General features: G+C 74.8%; 18 protein-coding genes. 12 read left to right on the top strand and 6 right to left on the bottom strand.

Features of this window, described 5'->3' with window-relative positions; genetic code table 11:
• The first annotated feature begins 40 nt into the window (after positions 1–40).
• The 6 genes from ACTEI_RS22245 to ACTEI_RS22220 are packed head-to-tail and all read left to right on the top strand — an operon-like array spanning position 41 to position 6,947.
• Positions 41–1,345 carry a Gfo/Idh/MocA family protein gene (locus tag ACTEI_RS22245; protein ID WP_122979416.1) on the top strand — a complete coding sequence of 435 codons (1,305 nt, stop codon included), beginning with the start codon at positions 41–43 and terminating at the stop codon, positions 1,343–1,345.
• On the top strand, positions 1,342–2,763 hold the full coding sequence (gene uxaC, locus ACTEI_RS22240; RefSeq protein ID WP_122979415.1) for a glucuronate isomerase: 1,422 nt from the start codon (positions 1,342–1,344) through the stop codon (positions 2,761–2,763). Before ACTEI_RS22245 ends, uxaC begins: the two co-directional genes overlap by 4 nt.
• The gene (locus tag ACTEI_RS22235; RefSeq protein WP_122979414.1) at positions 2,760–4,223 is read left to right on the top strand and encodes a mannitol dehydrogenase family protein; all 1,464 of its coding nucleotides are present in this window, start codon (positions 2,760–2,762) and stop codon (positions 4,221–4,223) included. The genes uxaC and ACTEI_RS22235 overlap by 4 nt, the downstream gene beginning before the upstream one ends.
• Positions 4,220–5,320, top strand: coding sequence for a Gfo/Idh/MocA family protein (locus tag ACTEI_RS22230; protein WP_122979413.1), 1,101 nt, complete (start codon positions 4,220–4,222; stop codon positions 5,318–5,320). Before ACTEI_RS22235 ends, ACTEI_RS22230 begins: the two co-directional genes overlap by 4 nt.
• Positions 5,298–5,633 (top strand): cupin domain-containing protein, encoded by a 336-nt coding sequence (locus tag ACTEI_RS22225; protein WP_122979412.1) that lies wholly within the window; start codon positions 5,298–5,300, stop codon positions 5,631–5,633. The genes ACTEI_RS22230 and ACTEI_RS22225 overlap by 23 nt, the downstream gene beginning before the upstream one ends.
• A gap of 12 nt (positions 5,634–5,645) precedes the next feature.
• A complete protein-coding gene (locus ACTEI_RS22220) occupies positions 5,646–6,947 on the top strand; it encodes a pectate lyase family protein (RefSeq protein ID WP_122979411.1) in 1,302 nt (433 codons plus the stop codon).
• A 297-nt stretch (positions 6,948–7,244) separates the two neighbouring features.
• Here ACTEI_RS22220 and ACTEI_RS22215 read toward each other — a convergent pair whose 3' ends face one another.
• The gene (locus tag ACTEI_RS22215) at positions 7,245–7,745 is read right to left on the bottom strand and encodes a cupin domain-containing protein (protein ID WP_122979410.1); all 501 of its coding nucleotides are present in this window, start codon (positions 7,743–7,745) and stop codon (positions 7,245–7,247) included.
• 34 nt (positions 7,746–7,779) lie between these two features.
• Entirely contained in the window at positions 7,780–8,727 is a 948-nt protein-coding gene (locus ACTEI_RS22210) for an NADP-dependent oxidoreductase (RefSeq protein WP_122979409.1), read from the bottom strand.
• Positions 8,728–8,816: 89 nt separating this feature from the next.
• On the opposite strand from ACTEI_RS22210, the gene ACTEI_RS37245 reads away from it, so the two are divergent.
• From ACTEI_RS37245 to ACTEI_RS22185, 5 genes are all read left to right on the top strand, one after another.
• On the top strand, positions 8,817–9,062 hold the full coding sequence (locus ACTEI_RS37245; RefSeq protein WP_145830886.1) for a hypothetical protein: 246 nt from the start codon (positions 8,817–8,819) through the stop codon (positions 9,060–9,062).
• A 105-nt stretch (positions 9,063–9,167) separates the two neighbouring features.
• Positions 9,168–10,358: a hypothetical protein gene (locus ACTEI_RS22205; RefSeq protein ID WP_122979408.1), complete on the top strand. Its 1,191-nt coding sequence runs from the start codon at positions 9,168–9,170 to the stop codon at positions 10,356–10,358.
• 271 nt (positions 10,359–10,629) lie between these two features.
• Entirely contained in the window at positions 10,630–11,022 is a 393-nt protein-coding gene (locus ACTEI_RS22200; protein WP_122979407.1) for a hypothetical protein, read from the top strand.
• The gene (locus ACTEI_RS37840) at positions 11,019–13,634 is read left to right on the top strand and encodes an MFS transporter (RefSeq protein ID WP_187645913.1); all 2,616 of its coding nucleotides are present in this window, start codon (positions 11,019–11,021) and stop codon (positions 13,632–13,634) included. The genes ACTEI_RS22200 and ACTEI_RS37840 overlap by 4 nt, the downstream gene beginning before the upstream one ends.
• Before the next feature lie 168 nt (positions 13,635–13,802).
• Positions 13,803–14,249, top strand: a complete 447-nt coding sequence (locus tag ACTEI_RS22185) for a hypothetical protein (protein WP_145830885.1) — start codon at positions 13,803–13,805, stop codon at positions 14,247–14,249.
• A 55-nt stretch (positions 14,250–14,304) separates the two neighbouring features.
• On the opposite strand, the gene ACTEI_RS22180 is transcribed toward ACTEI_RS22185, so the two are convergent.
• From ACTEI_RS22180 to ACTEI_RS22170, 3 genes are all read right to left on the bottom strand, one after another.
• Positions 14,305–15,321, bottom strand: coding sequence for a LacI family DNA-binding transcriptional regulator (locus ACTEI_RS22180; RefSeq protein ID WP_122979405.1), 1,017 nt, complete (start codon positions 15,319–15,321; stop codon positions 14,305–14,307).
• Positions 15,322–15,414: 93 nt separating this feature from the next.
• Entirely contained in the window at positions 15,415–16,437 is a 1,023-nt protein-coding gene (gap, locus tag ACTEI_RS22175; RefSeq protein ID WP_122982332.1) for a type I glyceraldehyde-3-phosphate dehydrogenase, read from the bottom strand.
• A gap of 4 nt (positions 16,438–16,441) precedes the next feature.
• Entirely contained in the window at positions 16,442–17,440 is a 999-nt protein-coding gene (locus ACTEI_RS22170) for a GlxA family transcriptional regulator (RefSeq protein ID WP_307837887.1), read from the bottom strand.
• 233 nt (positions 17,441–17,673) lie between these two features.
• On the opposite strand from ACTEI_RS22170, the gene ACTEI_RS22165 reads away from it, so the two are divergent.
• Positions 17,674–18,684 (top strand): LacI family DNA-binding transcriptional regulator, encoded by a 1,011-nt coding sequence (locus tag ACTEI_RS22165; protein WP_122979403.1) that lies wholly within the window; start codon positions 17,674–17,676, stop codon positions 18,682–18,684.
• A gap of 19 nt (positions 18,685–18,703) precedes the next feature.
• Here the strand turns inward: ACTEI_RS22165 and ACTEI_RS22160 are convergent, their stop codons facing one another.
• Positions 18,704–20,095, bottom strand: a complete 1,392-nt coding sequence (locus tag ACTEI_RS22160; protein ID WP_122979402.1) for a serine/threonine-protein kinase — start codon at positions 20,093–20,095, stop codon at positions 18,704–18,706.
• Positions 20,096–20,212 lie beyond the last annotated feature (117 nt).

Raw genomic sequence — 20,212 nt, 5'->3', positions numbered from 1 at the left:
CCTAATCTGTTGCAAACGTTTGCCGAACGGAGACGACGGAATGCTCCGCTTTGCCCTGGTGGGCGCCGGCGCCCGGGCCGGGATGTTCATCCGGGCGCTCACCACCGACCACGCCGACGTGGCCGAGCTGGTCGCGCTCGCCGACACCAACCCGGCCCGCCCGGCCGTCCACAACCGGCGACTCGCCCGTCCGGTGCCGGTGTACGACGCCGCCGACTTCACCGAGATGCTCACACGCGAGCGCGTCGACGTCGCCCTGGTCACCACCGTGGACCGCTACCACGACCGGTACCTGGTCGCCGCGCTGGAGGCCGGCTGCGACGCGGTCACCGAGAAGCCGATGACCGTCGACGTGGCCGGCTGCCGCCGCATCCTGTCCGCGCAGCGGCGCACCGGCCGCAGCGTCCGGGTCACCTTCAACTACCGCTACCACCCGCTGCACGAGGCGGTGAAGCGGATCCTGGCGTCCGGGGAGATCGGCGAGATCGGCTCGGTGCACTTCGAGTGGTTGCTCGACGTCCGGCACGGCGCCGACTACTTCCGCCGCTGGCACCGGGACAAGGCCAACTCCGGCGGCCTGCTCGTGCACAAGGCCGGCCACCACTTCGACCTGGTCAACTGGTGGCTGGACGACACGCCCGAGCAGGTCTTCGCGGCCGGCCGGCTGTTCTTCTACGGCGAGGCCGGCCGCCGGCACGGGTACGCCCGCGACTACGAGCGCGCGCACGGCGCGGCCGCCGCCGAGGGCGACCCGTTCGCGCTGCGCATCGCCGACGAACCGGCGATGCGCGAGCTCTATCTGGAAGCCGAGCAGCACGACGGCTATCTGCGCGACCGCAACGTCTTCGCGCCCGGGGTGACCATCGAGGACGACATGGCCGTGCTGGTGAAGTATGCCCGGGGCGCCTCGATGAGCTACCACCTCACCGCGTACGCCCCGTGGGAGGGCTACCGGGTGATGTTCAACGGCAGCCGGGGCCGCCTGGAGCTGGAGGTGGTGGAGACCGATCACGTCGCGCCCGCCGCGGCCGGCGCGGTCAAGGGCGAGCCCGGCTCGCTGTCGACCGCCGAGCAGGGGTCACGGCGCCTGCTGGTGCGGCCCTTCTGGGCCCCGCCGCGGGAGATCACGGTGGACGGGTACTCCCGGCAGGGGCACGGGGGAGCCGACGTGCGGATGCTCGCCGACCTCATCCGGCCGGACGCGCCCGCCGACCCGCTGCGCCGGACGGCGAACGCCGTGGACGGCGCCCGTGCCCTGCTCACCGGCCTGGCCGCCAACGAATCGCTGGCAACCGGCCAGGCCGTCCGTGTGCAAGACCTCCTAGATCTTGAGGAGATCAGGTGACCGACCCAGACCATCTCTTCCCCGCCGAGGCGACCCGGCGCCAGATCGCCCGTGAGCTCTACGCCCACGCCCGCGACCTGCCGCTGATCAGCCCGCACGGCCACGTCGACCCGGCGTTGCTGGCCGACGACGAGCCGTTCGGGGATCCGGCCCGGCTGTTCGTGGTGCCCGACCACTACGTCACCCGGATGCTGGCCAGCCAGGGTGTCCCGCCCGCCCGGCTGGGCGTGCCGAGCATCGACGGCAGCGAGGTGGAGACGGACGGCCGGGCCATCTGGCGGCTGCTCGCGCAGCACTGGCACCTGTTCCGCGGCACGCCGTCGCGGCTGTGGACCGAGAAGGTGTTCGCCGACGTCTTCGGCATCACCCGCCGGCTCGGCCCGGACACCGCCGACGAGATCTACGACGAGCTCGCCGCCCGGCTGGCCGAGCCGGCGTACCGGCCCCGCGCGCTGTTCACCCGGTTCAACATCGAGGTGCTGGCCACCACCGAGAGCCCGATCGACGACCTGGCGGCGCACGCGAAACTCGCCGCCGACGGCTGGGGCGGCCCGGGCGGCCGGGTGATCACCACGTTCCGGCCGGACGACCTGGTCGACATGGAGTGGGCCGGCTGGGCCGACCGGGTCGCCGCGCTCGGCGAGCTCACCGGGCAGGACGTGGGGACGTACCCGGGCTTCCTGGCCGCCCTGCGGGCCCGCCGCGAGGTGTTCGTCGCGGCCGGCGCCACCAGCTCCGACCACGGCCACCCGAGTGCCGCCACCCTCGATCTGGGCGCCGCCGAAGCGGCCGTGCTCTACCGCAAGGGCCTGGGCGGCGCCGCCGACACCCGCGACGCCGAGGCGTTCCGCGCCCACATGCTCCTCGAGTTCGCCCGGATGTCCCTCGACGACGGCCTGGTCATGCAGCTGCACCCGGGCTCGGTGCGCAACCACAACCGGGCGCTGCACGCCCGGCACGGCCGCGACGTCGGCGGCGACATCCCGTCGGCCACCGAGTACGTCCAGGCGCTGCGCCCGCTGCTGGACGCCCACGGCGACGACCCGCGCCTGCGGATCGTCCTCTACACCCTGGACGAGACCACGTTCACCCGCGAGCTCGCCCCGCTGGCCGGCGGGTACTCCGCGCTCTACCTCGGCGCGCCCTGGTGGTTCCTGGACAGCCCGGAGGGCCTGCGCCGGTTCCGCGAGACGGTCACCGAGACCGCCGGCTTCTACAACACCGCCGGTTTCGTCGACGACACCCGCGCGTTCTGCTCCATCCCGGCCCGGCACGACGTGGCCCGCCGGATCGACGCCGGTTTCCTGGCCCGCCTGGTCGCCGAGGGGCGCCTGCCGCTCGACGAGGCCGCCGAGACCATCGCCGACCTGGCCTACCACCTGCCGAAGAGGGTCTTCCGGCTGGACCGGCCGGCATGACGGTGACCACCATGCTCGGCCTCGCCGCCCTGCCCCGGCTCGCCGCGCAGTGCCGCCCCGCGGTCCCGCCCGGCGACGTGCGGCCGGGCATTTTGCACCTGGGACTGGGCGCCTTCCACCGGGCCCACCAGGCCGTCTACACCGAGACCGCGGTCGCGGCGGCCGGCGGCGACTGGGGCATCGTCGGCGTCGCCCCGCGATCCCGCGACGTCCTGGACCGGCTGCGCGCCCAGGACCGGCTCTACAGCGTGCTCACCCTCGGCGACGGCGGGGACCACGCCCGGGCGGTCGGCATCCTGTCCGGGCTGGCCCACGCGGCCGGCGACCCGTACGGCGTGCTGGCCGCCATCGCCGACCCGGGCATCCGGATCGTGTCGCTGACCGTGACCGAGAAGGCGTACCGGCTCGGGCCGGACGGGCGGCTGCTGCTCGACGACGAGCTGCGCGCCCAGCTGACCGGCGCGGCCCCGCCGGTCAGCGTGCCCGCCCTGCTGGCCCGGGGACTGCTCGCGCGCCGGGCCGCCGGCGGCGCGCCGCTGACCGTGCTGTGCTGCGACAACCTGCAGAGCAACGGGCCGCGGATCCGCGGCCTGGTGGAGCAGGCCCTGGAGGTGGCCGGGGCCGGCCTGGGCCCGGACGTGGCGTTCCCGGCCACCATGGTGGACCGGATCGTGCCCGCGACCAGCGCCGACCACGTCCGGCGGGCGGCGGCCGCGCTCGGTGTCGGCGACCGCGTGCCGGTCGTGGCCGAGCCGTTCCACCAGTGGGTCATCGAGGACCGGTTCCCCGGCGGGCGGCCGGACTGGGCCGCCGCCGGGGCGATCCTGACCACCGACGTCGCCCCGTGGGAGACGCTCAAGCTGCGCGCGCTCAACTCGGTGCACTCGGCGTGCGCGTACCTGGGCGCGCTGGCCGGCCGCGAGATGATCTCGGACGCGCTGGAGCTGCCCGGGATGGGCGTGCTGCTGCGCCGGTTCCTGGCCGAGGACATCGCGCCGTCGGTCACCCCGCCGCCCGGGGTGACCGTGACCGGGTACGGCGAGACCGTCCTGAACCGGTTCGCGAACCGGGAGCTGGGACACCGTACCCACCAGGTGGCCATGGACGGCACCCAGAAGCTGCCGCACCGGCTGCTCGGCACGATCGCCGACCGCCGCCGGGCCGGGGCGGTGCCGGTGTGGGCGGCGCTGGTCCTGGCCGGCTGGATGCGCTTCGCCCGCGGGTACGCCGACGACGGCGCCGCCCTGCCGCTCGACGACCCGCTCGCCGGGCGGATCCGTGCCGCGCTCGCCGGACAGCCGGACACCCCGCGCGGTTTGGTCGACGCGCTGCTCGGGGTGCACGAGGTGTTCCCGGCCGAGCTGGCCGCCGACGCCGCCCTGCGCACCGAGCTGATCCGCTGGTCGGGGGAGCTGGCCCGGCACGGGGCGGCGGCCACCGTCGCGGCGGCCGCCCGATGACGCCCCGGGTCGCGCTGATCGGCGCGGGCGGGCACGGCATCTCGCACCGGCGTACGCTGCGGGACCTCGCCGGGCGCGGCGTCCTGGAGATCGCCGCGCTGTGCGACCGCAACCCGGTCGACCCCGAGCCGGGCGTGCCGTTCTTCGGCGACCACCGCGAGATGCTGGCCGCCGCCCGCCCGGACGCCGTGATCGTCTGCACGCCGCCGCACACCCACCTGCCGATCGCGCTGGACTGCCTGGCCGCCGGCGCCGACCTGCTGCTGGAGAAACCGCCGGTCACCACGCTCGCCGAGCACGACACGCTGGCCGCCGCGGTGCGCGAGCGCGGCCGGCGCTGCCAGGTGGGGTTCCAGGCGCTCGGCTCGGCGGCGCTGGCCCGGCTGCGCGCGGCGACCGCCGGCGAGGCCGAGCCGGTGTCCGCGGCCGGGGCGTGGTGGCGGCCGGACAGCTACTACCGGCGCTCGCCGTGGGCCGGGCGGCAGACCGCGTTCGACGGGGCGCTGGTCAACCCGTTCGCGCACGCGCTGATGCAGGCGCTGGCCGTCGCCGACGGGTTCCCGCCGGTCCGGATGGAGCTGGAACGCTACCGGACCCGCCCGATCGAGACGGACGACTGCACGTTCCTGCGGCTGACCGGGGCGGACCGGCGGCGGATCACGATCGCGGTGACGCTGGCCTCGCCGGTGTTCGTGGCCGGCGAGATCCGCATCGGCGACGCCGTGCTGGAGTACCCGACCGATCGGCTGCGGATGCCGGGGGAGAGCTCGCCGCGGGAGGTGCCGGGGCGGGTCGGGCTGCTGGAGAACCTGCTCAGCGGCGCGCCCCTGGTCGCCCCGCTGGACCGGACCCGGACGTTCACCGCGGTCGCCGAGGCCATCGCGGCGTCGGCGCCGCCGGTGGCGATCCCCGCGGTGTTCCTGCGACCGCACCCGGACGGCGGCGGGCTGGTCCTGCCCGGCGCCGACGCACTCGTCCGGCAGGTCGCCGCCACCGGCCTGCTGCCGTCCGAACACGACCTTCCCTGGGCGGCCGGCCCGCAACAGGTGATCTTCGAGAGGGGAGCGACCACCCATGCGCAAACTGAGCCTCGCTGACCTGCGGGCCCACCACCGCGGCCCGCGGTTCACCAGCGTGCTGCCCGGACACGTGGTGCGCAACGGCGGGTTCCGGGTGTACGCCGAACCGGGCTTGCGCACCCACGACGAGCCGGGCCGGCACGTGCACACCGTCCCCGAGGTCTTCGTCATCGTGCAGGGCAGCGGCGCCATCGAGATCGAGGGCGCCGAGGCCGGCAGATTCCAGGCCGGTGACGTCGTGGTGTTCGAACCGGGTGAGGACCACCACCTGATCAGCCAGGGCGCCGATCCGCTGATCTTCACCTGGATGCATCTGGAACCCGTTTCCTGAATAGGAGCGCTCATGCTTCGGAGAACCGCTCTCGCGGTGACGTCCGGCCTCCTCCTCGCCGGCGTCGCCACCGTCCCCGCATCCGCCACCGACCTGGTGCCCGCCGCCGCCCGCGAGGTCCTGCCCGCGAACGACGGCTGGGCCGCCTCCGGCTCCGGGACCACCGGCGGCGCCACCGCCGCCGGCGACCACGTGTACGTGGTGCGCACCCGTGCCGAGCTCGCCGCCGCGCTCGGCGGCACCGACACCGCGCCGCGGATCGTGCTGGTCGCCGGCACCATCCGGCCGGACGGCGACTGCGCGTCGTACGCCGACCCGGCGTACTCGCTGGCCGGCTACCTGGCCGCCTACGACCCGGCGGTCTGGGGCCGCGCCACCCGGCCCAGCGGCCCGCTGGAGGAGGCCCGGGTGCGGTCGGCGCGCAACCAGGCGGCCGACGTCCAGCTGCGGGTGCCGTCCAACACGACCATCCTCGGCCTCGGCAACGCCCGGCTGCGCGGCCTCAACCTGCTGATCTCCAACGTGGACAACGTGATCGTGCGCAACCTGCGGCTGGAGGACGCCGCCGACTGCTTCCCGGCCTGGGACCCGACCGACGGCTCGACCGGGAACTGGAACTCGGCGTACGACCTGATCACGCTGACCGGGGCGACGCACGTGTGGGCCGACCACAACACGTTCAGCGACGGCGACAACGACGACTCGGCGCAACCGTCCCACTTCGGGCGGCCGTACCAGGTGCACGACGGCGCGCTCGACGTGATCCGGGCGTCCGACCTGGTGACGATCTCGTACAACGTCTTCCAGGAACACGACAAGACCATGCTGATCGGCTCCACCAACACGGTCGGCGCGGACGTCGGGAAGCTGCGCGTCACCATCCATCACAACAGGTTCGCCAACGTCGGCCAGCGTGCGCCGCGCGTCCGGTTCGGCCGGATCGACCTCTACGACAACTACTACTACGCGACCGACGAGGACACCTACAGCTACTCCTGGGGCGTCGGCGTCCACTCGGCGATCCACGCGGAGAACAACTTCGTGCTGCGCAGCGCCGACCTCGCCCTGGACGAGGTGGTCCACGACTGGGGCGGCACGGCGCTCACCGAGATCGGCACGCTGACCCGGATCGGCACCGGCCCGGTCTCCGCGGTCGACCTGCTCGCCGCCTACAACGCCACCCACGACCCGGATCTGGGCGCCGACGCCGGCTGGACGCCGACGTTGCGGCCCGGCCCGCTGACCCCGACCGCGCAGGTGCCGGCCGTGGTCGACGCCCGGGCCGGCGCCGGCCGCCTCAACCTCGCGGCGTGAGACGCGGGCGGCCCGCTGCCGCCCGACCCTTTCCGTGTACGACCTGAGCAGCCCGGCGGCGCGTCGCGTGACACCCGCACCCGACGCGCCGCCGCACCGGGCGCGGTGCGCTCCCGTGGGGCCCGGCCCGTCGTACCGGCAAGGATCCGGCCGGAGATCGGCCGCCGGGACGTCCCGACGAATCGTTCCCTCGCCGTGCCGGGCGAGCCGCGAGCCCACGCGCCACCGTGGTGGTACCGGATCGCCCCGGCTGACTCCCGGGTTCCCGGACTGCGCGTGACCGGGCTGCCGCCGGACCTACCAGAACTCGCTGCGGTACGTCGGGGCCAACTCGGCCGCGCGGCGGCGGCGCTCGGCGAGCTCGTCCGCGGACAGCTGGGGCGGCGGGGCGTCCTTGCCGGCGACCACGTCACCGATGCGCAGGAAGTACTCGTCCTGGCCGGCCGGGGTGCACATGCACAGCATGCGGGCCGGCGCACCCGAGACGTTGCGGAAGTGGTGCGGCGCGTTGGCCGGCACGTTGATCGTCGACCCGGCCCGTACGGTGTGCTTCTCGCCGCGGAACGTGAACTCGATCTCGCCCTCGAGGATCGTGAACATCTCCTCGAAGTCGTGCCGGTGCGGGGGCGGGCCGCCACCGTCGGGCACGCGCATGTCGATCAGGCAGTAGCGGCCGTCGGTCTGCTCGCCGGTGATCAGCATGGCGTACGTGTTGCCCACCAGCGAGACGTACGTCGTGCTCGGGTCGTCCGGGTTCGCCACGGTCAGCGAGCGGGACGGGTCGTCGTCCGGAATCATCGGTGGTCGTCTCCTTCAGGGGTCGATCGGGGAGTCAGGCGGCGGGCGCGACGACGACGACCTTGCCGTTGGGCAGGGCCCCCGCGGCGGCCTCGGCGTGCAGGGCCGGCAGCTCGTCCAGCGGCACCCGCCGGGCCACCTCGACCCGCAGCTCGCCGCGGTCGACCAGAGCCACCAGGTGCGCCAGCTGGCCGGCGTCGCTGCGGACGAAGAGGTCGATGCCCCGGACGCCGCGCCGCTGATCGGAGGGCGCGGGCATCCACACGGTCGTGTTCACCAGGACACCGCCGGAACGGATCAGGCCGGGCAGCACGGCCAGCCGCGCCGGGTCGACCGGCGCCAGGTTGAGCACGACGTCGACCGGTTCGGTCACCGCCTCGGTCACGTCGGTGGTGGTGTGGTCGACGACCTCGTCGGCGCCGTCGGCCTTGACCCGGTCACCGCTGCGCGGGCCGGCCACGGCGATGACGTGTGCGCCGGCCCGCTTGGCCAGCTGCACGGCGTAACCGCCGACCGCGCCGCCCGCGCCGTTGATCAGGACCCGCTGGCCGCTGGTGAGCCCGGCGTGGTCGAACAGCGCCTGCCACGCGGTCAGGCCCACCACCGGCAGCGCCGCGGCGTCGGTCAGCGGGACGCGTGTGGGCGCCGGCGTGAGCGCCTCGGCCGGCGCCAGGACATACTCCGCGGCGGCGCCGGTCCCGGCCATCGGCAGGAAGCCGATCACCCGGTCACCGGTCTGCACCCCGGTCACGCCGTCGCCCAGCGCGTCGACCGTGCCGGCGACGTCGATGCCCGGGGTGTGCGGCAGGCTCACCGGGATCGGGCCGCGCATGAACCCGCCGCGGATGTTGGCGTCGACGCCGTTGAACGACGTCGCCGCGACGCGGATCCGTACCTGACCGGCGCCGGGGACGGGCTTCTCGACGTCCTCGTAGCGCAGCACGGTCGGGTCGCCGTACTCGTGGAAACGCACTGCCTTCATGGTCCTGCTCCCTCTCACGGCGGTCTCGCTTCGAATTCGAAGCATCTGCGATCGACGATAGCTCTGCTTCGAGTTCGAAGCAACATGCGATGCTGTGGCGCCGGGCACAGCCCGACCCGAGCGCAGCCGCTCCACCGGTCCGGTCGAGCGGGGCGGGAGCCCGTCCGGCGAGGACGACCTGGCGGGCCTGGTGCGGGCGCTGCGAGTACGCCCGCGACGACGACGGTGGCCGCCCGCCGAGCGTGCTGCTGATCGACGGCTACGGCGTGCCGGACGCCGGCGGCGCCGACATCCCGGTGAACTTCCGCGCGGGCGCGGCCGCCGTGGCGGCTTAAGAGCGCAGCGCCCCGTTCCTTAAGTTTTTCTTTAGATCGATCCGCGGTGGGAGCGTTCCCGTAAGGACCGGATGAGAAACACGGTCGAGCAGGAAGGCGACACACATGAAGCGGTACCGGAGCTACCGGAACAACGCGGCGGGAACCGATGTGCGGCGCTGGCGGGCCGCCGGCATCGCGGGCGTCGCGGTGGCCCTGGTCGGTGTGGGACTGGGAGTGGCCAACGCCGCCACCTCGGACGCCGTCCCCACCGTGAACTGCCCGCAGGTCGCGCCGTCGCTGCCGGCCGTCCCGGCGTCGGCCAAGGCCGAGGTGGAGCGCAACCTGGCGCTGCTGAACACCCAGATCCAGGAGGCGAACAAGCGGCTGGCCGGCAGCGTCGGTCAGGGCGGCCCGAACTTCGTGCAGAACGCGATCCTCGGCCCGCTCAAGGACAAGCGGGCGTCCACCATCGACCGGATCGCGATCTCGATCGGGCGGGCGGCGGCCAAGCCGAACCTGCCGGTCGACTCGCTCGCCACCTGCGCGCTGAACGCCAACGGCGGCGGCAACGCGGCCCCGGAGCCGACCGGGGTGGCCACGGCCGCGCCGGGCGGCTCGACCGGCGACACCGGTTCGGGCGGCGCGGCGACCGGCGTGCCCACGGTGAACTGCCCGACCGTCGGGGACAAGCTGCCGGCCGTCCCGGCGTCGGCGAAGGCCGAGATCGACCGGAACCTGGCGCTGCTGAACACCCAGATCCAGGAGGCGAACAAGCGGCTGGCCAGCACGGTCGGCCAGGGTGGCCCGAACTTCATCCGGAACGCGATCCTCGGCCCGCTGCAGGACAAGCGGTTCGCCACGATCAACCGGATGGAGACCGCGATCGGGCGCGCCGCGGCCAAGCCGGACCTGAACGCCGAGGGCCTTGCGCCCTGCGCGCTCAACCAGAACGGCGGCGGTGACCCGGCGCCGGAGCAGACCGCGGTCCAGCCGCAGGACCCGGCCGAGGCCGCGGGCGGCGCCCCGACCGTCAACTGCCCGACCGTGCCGATCAACGTGGCGGTCCCGGCGTCGGCGAAGGCCGAGATCGACCGGAACCTGGCGCTGCTGAACACCCAGATCCAGGAGGCGAACAAGCGGCTGGCCAGCACGGTCGGCCAGGATGGCCCGAACTTCATCCGGAACGCGATCCTCGGCCCGCTGCAGGACAAGCGGTTCGCCACGATCAACCGGATGGAGACCGCGATCGGACGCGCCGCGGCCAAGCCGGACCTGAACGCCGAGGGCCTGTCCGCCTGCTCCCTGAACGACTGATCGCCGCCGGTCGAACGACCGGTCACACGACGCGAAGGGGCCCTCCGGGGCCCCTTCGCCGTGCCGCCACCCGGTCGGGATCGGCCACGCCGGCGGCGGTCCGGCCACGAGTGCCGGGTCCGCGCCCTCCTGCGCCGGGCACGGGTTTCGCCGCTTCCGGCGGTCCGGGCGCGCCGATCGCTATCGGATAGCACTCGTTTTCGCGTGTGCCCCGGTTACGTGATAGAAATCCGCGCCGGCAAGAATGCCGCGACGACGAGGAGGGCCCGCCGTGCCAGGCAGCGCACGCACGATCACCGGCGGCAGCGTGATCGTGTATCTCGCGGTCGGCCTGCGATCCCGGCTCCGGGCGCACGCCGCCGAGACCGGCCGCTCGCACACCCAGATCGTGTTCGACGCGCTGAACGACGCGCACCCGCGCCTGGCCGAGCTCACCGGCGGGCCGCCGGGCGGGACCGCCCGGGACGGCCTTTTCGTGGCCCAGCGGTCCGGCCGCCGCCACCACGGTGAGGACCGGGTGCAGGTGTCGATCCGGCCGAACCCGGCGAACCTCGCGGTGATCGACGGACTGGCCGGGCGGCACACCGCCGGCAACCGTTCCGCGCTGATCGCGGCGGCACTCGACGCGTACCTCCCGGATCCGATGAAGGGCCTTGCTGGATGAAGCACCTCAACGACCAGATCGCCGGCTTCTGGGCGGACTACGCCGCGCTGGTGCTGCTGGCCGCCGGCCTGCTCGGCGTGCTGCTGCTGATCAGCTTCGCGATCTGGGCGAAGCGGTCCGGCCGGCCGCTGCGGCCGATCGCGCTGTCGTTCAGCATGAACCTGGCCCTGCTGCTCAACGCCGAGGGCATGTGGGTGATCGCCACCGAGCAGCTGCACCTGCCCAAGGTGTTCGCGGTGCTGGTCTTCGCGGTCTTCGAGATCTGCTTCCTGACCGCCACCAGCCTCGCCGCCGAGCAGTACCGCAACACCACGGTCTACGGCCCGGACGGCCGGATCGAGACGCCCGGCCACCCCGGCCCGATGCTGTGGATCGCCGCGCTGATCGCCGCGGTCTCCGGTGTCATCGTGGCCAGCAACGCGGTCACCGGCACCGAGAAGCTGCTGCGGCTCGCGGTGCCGTGCGTGATCTTCCTGATGTGGTGGGCGGCGCTCACCGCGGCCGGGCAGCGGGTGCGGCGCGGCCGGTTCGCGTACAGCCCGCGCCGCCTGGCCGAGCGGTGGGGCTGGCTGATCCCGGACGACGACCCGGACCTGGTCAAGATGGCGGCGGAACGCCAGGTGCGCCGGATGGTCGTCAACCACCACCGGGTCAGCTCGGCCCGCTGGCCGAAGTCGTGGTGGCGCAACCGGCTGCTCAAGGACGCCCGGACCGCGGGCGAGCCGGTGGTCGACGAGGTGATCGGGCAGCTCGCCCGGATCCAGCGCGTGATGGACCTGCTCGTGCCGGGCGGCGCGCCGGTCACCCTGCCCGCCGCGGTGGCCGCCGCGGGCATCCCGGGCACTTCGCCGGCCGCCGCGGGCGCGCCGGCGCCGTTCGCCGCCGCCGAGCCGGCGCGCCCGGCGGTCCGGCCCGCGCCGCCGGTCGCGCCGGCCCAGTCCGTGCCGCCGGCCGCCTCGCTGGACGCCCCGGTGACGGTGGGGACGCGGGCATTCCCGGCGGCTCCGTCCGGGGCGTTCCCGGTGGTCCCGGCACAGGCCGTCGCCGCGGCTCCCGCTGTCTCGGCGAGCCCGGCGGTTCCGGGTGCCGCGGTGGTTCCGGCGGCGCCCGGCGCTCCGGCCACCCCGGCCGTTGCGGCCACCCCGGCCGTTGCCGGTGCGCCGCTCGTTGCCGGTGGCCCAGCCGTTGCCCCTGGGCCTGTCGTTGCGGCCGCGCCGGGGGTCGCCGCCGCGCCGCCCGTTGCCGCCGCGCCCACCGTTGCCGCTGCGCCCACCGTTGCCGCTGCGCCCGCCGTTGCGGCTGCGCCCGCCGCTGCCGGTGCGCCGACCGGCCCCGCCGCGCCGGGAGTTGCCGGTGCGCCGCTCGCTCCGGCGGCATCGGCCGCTGCGGCGCCCGCGGCGCCGGCCGGGCCGGTGTCACCGACGGTGGCGCAGCTCGCCGCCATGGTCTCGTCGACCGCGGAGTCGCCGGTCGCCGCGCCGGCGTCGCTGGGCGCCCGGCTGGCCGCGTCCGAGCCGGCGGACGAGGAGCCGTCCGCACCGGCCGGGGGTCAGGCCGGTGCGCCGGTCACCCCGCCCGCGGGTACGGCCGAGATCCCGTCCCCGCGCCGCGCGGCCGAGGACGGCGCCGCGGCGTCCGTCGCCGGGGCCGTGCCCGCGGTGCTCGGTTCCCTGCCCCCGGCGGCCGCCCCGCGGCCCTACCTCTCGGCGGCCGGCGGTCCCGGCGCGACCGGTGGCGGCAACGGCTCCGGCCCGACCGGCGGAGGTCGCGGCACGGCCGGGGGCGGCCCCGCCTCGGCCGGTGGCGGCGGCACCGGCACGGCCGGGGGCGGCACGGCTGGTGGCGGCAACGGCTCGACCGGCCGGGACACGCCGGCTCCGGTGCCGTCGTGGGCGGCCACCCCGACCGGCGCCCAGCGTGCGGTCACCATCGTCGGCTCCCCGTGGTGGCGGCTCGCCGTCGAACGCCTCAGCCGGCTGGTCGCCGGCGAGATCAACGCCGACAACCTGGCGGAGATGACCTACCCCCGGGTGGCCGAGCTGGCCCGGGCCCTCGCGCCGCGGGTGCCGGACCTGGGCGAGGGTGTGGTGCGGGCGTTCGTCATCGACTACGTCCGGGAGATGAACGGCGAGCCCGGTGAGGCCGCGTACCCGTGGCGGGACCTGCTCCCCGAGCCGGTCGCCGCGCCGGTGGGCTCGGCGGCCTGGATGGCGGCGATCGAGGAGCTGCGGTCGGCGCTGCTGGAGGCGATGGAGGAGGGCGACGTGCAGGACGCCCGCGAGCTGGCGGTCGTGCTCGCGCCGAGCGCCCCGCGGCTGGACGACGTGACCGTCCGGGCCTTCGTCAGCGACTACCTGGGGGCGCTCGGCGGGCAGCCGGTCTCCGGCGACCAGCCGTGGCACCACCTGCTGCCCCGCCCGCAGGGCGGACGCGGGCCCAGCGACGAGGAGATCCTCGAACAGTACGGCGCCCAGCTGCACGAGCACCTGCGCACCAACGGCAAGCTCAGCCGGTACCGGGTGCAGGCGGTGACCGGCATCAAGAGCAAGATCCAGGCCGACCGGATCAAGACGGCGGTCGAGGACCAGGCCGCGGAGAACACGCCGGCCTGATCCGCCGCCGGTCGGCCACACCGCCCGCGAAGCGGCTCCGGACCTCCGGGGCCGCTTCGGCGTTCACGCGGGACCCGCGCAGCCGGTCGACGGCGGCCCGGGCGGGGCGGCCGGCCGCGGGCGTCGAGGGTGGCGCGCGCCCGGGCGGGATCCGGGTACATTGCCGGGGTGGCTGACGTCGACCGGGTGCGCCCGCCCTCCACCGCCGCTCGTGCGGTCGTCTGGACGCAGTTCGCGGTGCTCACGGCGTACGCGATAGGCAGTTTCGGGGTGTTGATCCTCGCGGCGGTGCGCGTGGGCGACGCCGGGGCGGTCCTGCACCCCGGACCCGAGCGGCTCGGCGATCCGCAGGAGTCGTTGCCCGGGCTCGGACCGGACTCGCTGGCGAACCCGCTGGTCTGGATCTTCGGGGTGTGCCGGCTGGTGGCCTGGCTGGTGCACCCGCTCAGCTTCGCGATGCTGCTCTTCGGGGCGGTGACGCTGGCGCACGCCTGGCGTGCCGGGGACCGGCGGGTCGCCGCCCGGCTGGCCGTCTTCAGCGGACTCTGGCTGGGCCTGCTCCTGCTGGCGGCCACCCCCTACGGCGCCGGCCTGCAACGCTGGCTGCTGAACTGACCCGCTCACCGGCGGCGCGGCGGAATGCGCCGGGGAGAGCCCGGCAGCGGGTGGCTCAGGTTGCCGGGGGCACGCAGCTGGCGCGCCAGACGACCTCGGCGGGGGCGGGCTCGGAGACCGGGACGGCCTCGTCGCCCAGCGCCAGCGCCATGGCGCGCTCACCCATGCCGACCAGCGGCAGCCGGACCGTGCTCAGCGCGGGCGTGACGTCCCGGGCGATCGGCATGTCGTCGAAGCCGGTCACCGAGATCTGCTGCGGCGCCGCGACGCCGCGCTCGCGCAGGGTGGCCAGGGTGCCGACCGCCATCGAGTCGTTGAGCGCCAGGATCGCGGTGAGGTCGGGGGCGGCGGCGAGCAGCTCGCCCGCCGCGGCGGCGCCGCCGTCCCGGGTGAAGTCGGCGTGGACGATCCGTTCCGGCGGCAGCGGGACGCCCAGCTCGGCGGCGGCCCGGCGGACGCCGGAGAGCCGGTCGGTGGTGGTGGTCAGCGTGCGCGGTCCGGCGATCACCCCGATCCGGCGGTGGCCGAGGCGCAGCACGCGGCAGGCCAGCGCGTACGCCCCGGCCTCGTTCGCCGGCAGCACCGCGCTGCCGACCAGCTCGTGCCGGCCGATCACCGCGACCCGGCCGCCGCCCTGCTGGTACGCGTTGAGCTCGCCGTTGAGCCGAGCGGTGAACTCGTCGTCGTGGTAGCCGGAGCCGGCCAGGATCAGCGCGTGCACCTGCTGGGCCCGCAGCAGCGCCACGTACGCCAGCTCGCGCTCCGGCTCCCGGTAGCTGTTGCAGATCACCAGCAGCCGGCCGTGCGCCGCCGCCTGCCGTTGCAGGCCCCGGGTGATCTCGGCGAAGTACGGGTCGGAGACGTCGTGCACGATCACCCCGACCGCGGACTTGCGGGGACGTGCGACGTTCTGCGCGTGCGCGTTCGGCACGTAGTGCAGCTCGGCGACGGCGGCCAGCACGCGCTCGCGGAGCTGCGGCGCGACCTTCTTGGCGCTGTCGTTGATGACACGGGAGACGGTGGCGGGGGAGACCCCGGCCAGCCGGGCGACATCTGCCAGGGTGACCGCCATCCGCACAGCATAGATACCGGGCCGTGCCCGGCGGGCGCCCCCACCCGCGCCGAGTGGGGGCGTGTCGCCGCCGGGCCGGGCGTGCCGGCGGGGTCAGCGGCCCAGCAGGGACAGCGTGTCGACGACCCGGTTGGCGAAGCCCCACTCGTTGTCGTACCAGGCGACCACCTTGACCAGGCGGCCGTTCGCCGTGGTCAGCAGCGAGTCGAAGATCGACGAGGCCGGGTTGCCGGTGATGTCGGCGGACACCAGCGGATCCGTGGCGTACTCCAGGATGCCGCGCAGCGGGCCGGCCGCGGCCGCCTCGAACGCGCTGTTGATCTCCTCGGCGGTGACCGGGCGTTCGACGATCGCGTTGAGCTCGACCAGGGAGCCGACCGGCACCGGGACGCGCACCGAGTACCCGGTGAGCCGGCCCGCCAGCCGGGGCAGGACCAGGCCGATCGCGGTGGCCGCGCCGGTCGTGGTCGGGGCGATGTTGAGTGCGGCGGCGCGCGCCCGGCGCAGGTCGCGGTGCGGGCCGTCCTGCAGGTTCTGCTCCTGGGTGTACGCGTGGACGGTGGTCATCGAGCCGGTCTCGATGCCTGCCAGGTCGTCCAGCACCGAGGCGAGCGGGGCCAGGCCGTTGGTGGTGCACGAGGCGTTCGAGACCACGTCGTGGACGGCCGGGTCGTAGTCACCGTGGTTGAGCCCGTAGGCGATGGTCAGGTCGGCGCCCCTGGACGGCGCGCCGACCAGCACCTTGCGCGCGCCGGCGGTCAGGTGCGCCCGGGCGTCCGCGGCGGCGGTGAACCGGCCGGTCGACTCCAGCGCCACGTCCACGCCGAGGTCCTTCCAGGGCAGCTCGGCCGGGGTCCGCACGGCGGTCACCTCGATGCGGCGGCCGTCGACGACCAGATGGTCCTCGTGCGCCTCGACCACACCGCCGAACCGGCCCAGCGAGCTGTCGTAGCGCAGCAGGTGCGCCAGGGTGCCCGCGTCGGTCAGGTCGTTGATCGCGACGATCTCCACGTCGCTGCCGGCCGCCGCGCGCAGCACGTTGCGGCCGATGCGTCCGAAACCGTTGATGGCGACCCGTGTCTTATCGGCTGGTGTCGTCCTGGTCGGTGTTGTCATGCCCTCAGCGTGCCGCCGCGCCGGAGCGCCGGGCAGATGCCGCAGCGCCAGCTTCCGCAAGTTTCGGGCCACCGCCGGGCGCCGCGGCGAAGGTGCGCCGGTACTCGCTCGGCGAGATGCGCAGGATCCGCTGGAAGTGCATGCGCAGGTTGGCGCCGGTGCCGACGCCGACCCGCGCGGCGATCTGGTCCACCCCGAGATCGGTCCGTTCCAGCAGCTCCCGGGCCAGGTCGACGCGTGCCCGCAGGACCCACTGCATCGGCGTGTAACCGGTGTCCTCGACGAACCGCCGCCCGAACGTGCGCGCCGACACCCCGGCGTGCCGGGCCAGCACGGCCACCGTGAGCGGCTGCTCCAGATGCGCCAGCGCCCACTCCCGGGTCAGCGCGAACACGTCGCCGAGCGGCTCCGGGATGCTGCGTGGCACGTACTGCGCCTGGCCGCCGCTGCGGTACGGGGCCGCGACCATCACCCGGGCGATCTCGTTCGACGCCTGCACGCCGTGGTCGCGCCGGACGATGTGCAGGCACAGGTCGATCCCGGCGGCCACCCCGGCGGCGGTGAGCACCTGCCCGTCGTCGACGAAGAGCACGCTGTCGTCGACCCGGACCTTCGGGTACTCCCGGGCCAGTCTCCCGGCGTTCAGCCAGTGCGTGGTGGCCCGCCGCCCGTCCAGGATCCCGGCGGCGGCCAGCGCGAACGCCCCGCCGCAGATGGAGACCATCCGGGCGCCGCGGAACGCCGCGGCGCGCAGCGCGTCGAGCACCCGGGGGTCGATCGGGCCGGTCGGGTTCTGGAAGCCGGGCACGATGACGGTGTCCGCGCCGTCCAGCGTCTCCAGGCCGGCCTCGACGTGGAAGCCGAGCCCGTCGCGCCCGGGCACCGGCCCGATCTCGGCCGCGCACGGCACCACCACGTAGTTCAGCCCGTGCCGGCGGGCGAACACCTGCGTCGGGATGCCGACGTCGATCGGTGAGGCGCCGGGCAGGAGGAGTATTGCCACCGTGTGTCCCCGCATGGGCTCACTGTGCCGGGTGACGGGCGTACCGGGAAAGTGGCGGTCGCGGCAACGACCGCAAGGATCGCGCCAACCGTGCCCCCGGACGCGCCGGGCCGGGTGACCCGAACGGCCGAGAGCGCTCCCGTGGTCGCAAAGCCGACCACTAGAATCACTGGCCCGGCGGCGTGGCGGTTGTACCTTGTCCCCAGCCGGTGACGTGGAGAGGACGGCTGGCGATGAGGGACTACAGCAACCGTTCGGCCGGGCGGCCGACCTTGGAGGAGGTCGCGGCCCGGGCCGGCGTCGGCCGGGGCACGGTCTCCCGGGTGGTGAACGGGTCGGCCCAGGTCAGTCCCAAGGCCCGCAAGGCGGTCCAGGACGCGATCGACGAGCTGGGGTACGTGCCGAACCGCGCCGCCCGCGCGCTCGTCACCCAGCGCACCGATTCGATCGCGCTGGTCGTCTTCGAGTCGGGGGAGCGGTTCTTCGCCGAGCCGTTCTTCGGGCGCATCGTGCAGTCGGTCTCGTCCGTGCTGGTGGCCCGCAACCTGCAGATGGTGCTGATGATCGCGCAGGCCCCGGAGGAGCGCCGCCAGCTGGAGGGCTACCTGACCCGGCAGCACGTGGACGGCGCGTTGCTGCTGTCGGTGCACGGCGACGACCCGCTGCCGGCGATGCTGGAGGAGCGCGGCGTGCCGACGGTGCGGGCCGGTCGGCCGGCCCACCCGGAGCCGGTCAGCTTCGTCGACGCGGACAACCGCGGTGGCGCCCGGGCCGCGGTCCTGTACCTGCGTGATCAGGGTCGCCGCTGCATCGCCACGATCACCGGGCCGATGGACACGGCTCCCGGCGTGGCGCGGTACCAGGGCTACCGCGACGTGGTCGGGGACGGCCCGGCCGCGGCCGGCGACTTCGGCGAGATCAGCGGCGCGATGGCGATGGAGTGGCTGCTGACCAACCATCCGTCGCTGGACGCGGTGTTCGCCGCCTCGGACATGATGGCGTCCGGCGCGCTGCGGGTGCTGCGCCGCTCGGGCCGCCGGGTCCCGGAGGACGTGGCCGTGATCGGCTTCGACGACTCGGTCATCGCCCGGCACACCGACCCGCCGCTGACCAGCGTGTACCAGCCGGTCGAGCAGATGGGCCAGGAGATGGTCCGGCTGCTGCTGGCCAAGCTCGACGGGGAGGAGCCGGTGGAGCGCGAGACCGTGCTGCCCACCCGGTTGATCCTGCGCGGCTCCGCCTGAGCCCAGGCTCCGCCGGAGCCTAGGTCCCGGCCTTGGCGAGGTCGGTCAGCCGCTGCTGAAGGACCGCGGCCTGGGCGGCGGTGAGACCCTCCTCGGCGAGTCGCTGGCGCACCTTGCGCCGCAGCAGGTCGACCTCGCCGCGTACGTCCGGGTCGTCGGCCACGGCCAGCTGGCGGAGGATGTTCCGGAAGTCCTGGGCCACGTCCGGCCGGATCTGTTTGGCGCGTTCGCCCCGCTCGACCGCGTCCCGCACCCGTTGCAGCGCGGCGTCGAGCGTCAGCGTCTCGACCGGTTGCGGCGACGTGGTCCGGGTCAGCGCCGCGGTGGCGGAGGGCCTCGCGGTGGTGGCCACCGGGACCGCGCTCGACGGTGCGACCGAGGGCGGGACCACCGGCGGCTGTGCGGCGAAGTCCTCGTTCGACTGGGACACCACGTGCACCAGGGCGAGGAACGCGACCGCGGTGGCGCCCAGGGCCGCGCCCACGGCGATCTTGCGGCCGCGCGTGGTCCGGCCGTGCAGCCCGACGGCGGGCACCCGGGCGTGCCCGGCGGGCCGGGCGCCGGGCAGCGGCACGGTCGGCGCCCGCTTGTCCTGCGACGGGGCCAGCTCGGCGAGCACCTTCCAGGCCTCGGCGGCGGACGGGCGGCGCTCCGGGTCCTCGTCCAGGCAGCGGCCGATCAGGTCGACCAGCGGGGCGGGCAGCCCGCCGGGCAGCCGGCTGGGGCCGTGCTGCCTGGCCTGCGCCAGCTCCTCCCAGGTGTCCACGCTGTACGGCGGTTCGCCGGCGACCATCTCGAAGAGCAGCACGCCCAGGCCGTACAGGTCGGTGGCGGGTTCCGCGGGCTCGCCGTCGAGGCGTTCCGGGGCGGCGTACGCCGGGGTGCCGAAGGTGGCCCCGGTGTCGTCGTCGTCCGGTTCGCCGGCCGTCGCGCTGATGCCGAAGTCGAGCAGCTTCACGCCGCCCCTGCAGAGCATCACGTTGCCCGGCTTGATGTCGCGGTGCACGACCCCGGCAGCGTGCGCGGCGGCCAGCGCGGCGGCCACCGCGGCGCCCACGGCGGCCGCCGCCGGCCACGGCACCGGGCCGTCGCAGAGCCGGGCCGCCACGGTCTCGCCGGACAGCAGCTCCATCACCACGAACGGGACCACCGAGCCGTCCGGGCGGACCGCCTCCCGGTAGTCGTGCACGGCCGCGATGCCGGGGTGCGACAGCCGCGCCGCCAGCCGGGCCTCCCGCCAGGCCAGGTGCGCGGCACGGACGTCACCGGCCGGGAGTTTGACCGCCACCGGACGGTCGAGCAGCTCGTCGGTGGCCCGCCAGACCTGGGCCATGCCGCCGGTCTCCAGCAACGTGACGAGGCGGTACCGCGAGACCAGGAGGGCACCCGGCGCCGGCCATACATCGTGCATGCCGGAACATTCGCCCAGTCCGGGGCCGCGTGTCAACCGGCAACCGAACCGCACCCGTGGGCACAACCGGACGGTGACCGCCGCGGCCGACGCTGTAACTCCCCGACCTGAGGAGTT

This window comes from Actinoplanes teichomyceticus ATCC 31121, from assembly GCF_003711105.1.
GTDB classification, from domain to species: domain Bacteria; phylum Actinomycetota; class Actinomycetes; order Mycobacteriales; family Micromonosporaceae; genus Actinoplanes; species Actinoplanes teichomyceticus.
This window is presented reverse-complemented; position numbering and strand designations above follow the sequence as displayed.

Bases quoted from the DNA above. Each gene is read 5' to 3' on its own strand.
- ACTEI_RS22245 (WP_122979416.1), top strand. From the start codon at position 41: ATGCTCCGCTTTGCCCTGGTGGGCGCCGGCGCCCGGGCCGGGATGTTC.
- ACTEI_RS22235 (WP_122979414.1), top strand. From the start codon at position 2,760: ATGACGGTGACCACCATGCTCGGCCTCGCCGCCCTGCCCCGGCTCGCC.
- ACTEI_RS22230 (WP_122979413.1), top strand. From the start codon at position 4,220: ATGACGCCCCGGGTCGCGCTGATCGGCGCGGGCGGGCACGGCATCTCG.
- ACTEI_RS22225 (WP_122979412.1), top strand. From the start codon at position 5,298: ATGCGCAAACTGAGCCTCGCTGACCTGCGGGCCCACCACCGCGGCCCG.
- ACTEI_RS22220 (WP_122979411.1), top strand. From the start codon at position 5,646: ATGCTTCGGAGAACCGCTCTCGCGGTGACGTCCGGCCTCCTCCTCGCC.
- ACTEI_RS22215 (WP_122979410.1), bottom strand. From the start codon at position 7,745: ATGATTCCGGACGACGACCCGTCCCGCTCGCTGACCGTGGCGAACCCG.
- ACTEI_RS22210 (WP_122979409.1), bottom strand. From the start codon at position 8,727: ATGAAGGCAGTGCGTTTCCACGAGTACGGCGACCCGACCGTGCTGCGC.
- ACTEI_RS37245 (WP_145830886.1), top strand. From the start codon at position 8,817: ATGCTGTGGCGCCGGGCACAGCCCGACCCGAGCGCAGCCGCTCCACCG.
- ACTEI_RS22205 (WP_122979408.1), top strand. From the start codon at position 9,168: ATGAAGCGGTACCGGAGCTACCGGAACAACGCGGCGGGAACCGATGTG.
- ACTEI_RS37840 (WP_187645913.1), top strand. From the start codon at position 11,019: ATGAAGCACCTCAACGACCAGATCGCCGGCTTCTGGGCGGACTACGCC.
- ACTEI_RS22180 (WP_122979405.1), bottom strand. From the start codon at position 15,321: ATGGCGGTCACCCTGGCAGATGTCGCCCGGCTGGCCGGGGTCTCCCCC.
- gap (WP_122982332.1), bottom strand. From the start codon at position 16,437: ATGACAACACCGACCAGGACGACACCAGCCGATAAGACACGGGTCGCC.
- ACTEI_RS22165 (WP_122979403.1), top strand. From the start codon at position 17,674: ATGAGGGACTACAGCAACCGTTCGGCCGGGCGGCCGACCTTGGAGGAG.
- ACTEI_RS22160 (WP_122979402.1), bottom strand. From the start codon at position 20,095: ATGCACGATGTATGGCCGGCGCCGGGTGCCCTCCTGGTCTCGCGGTAC.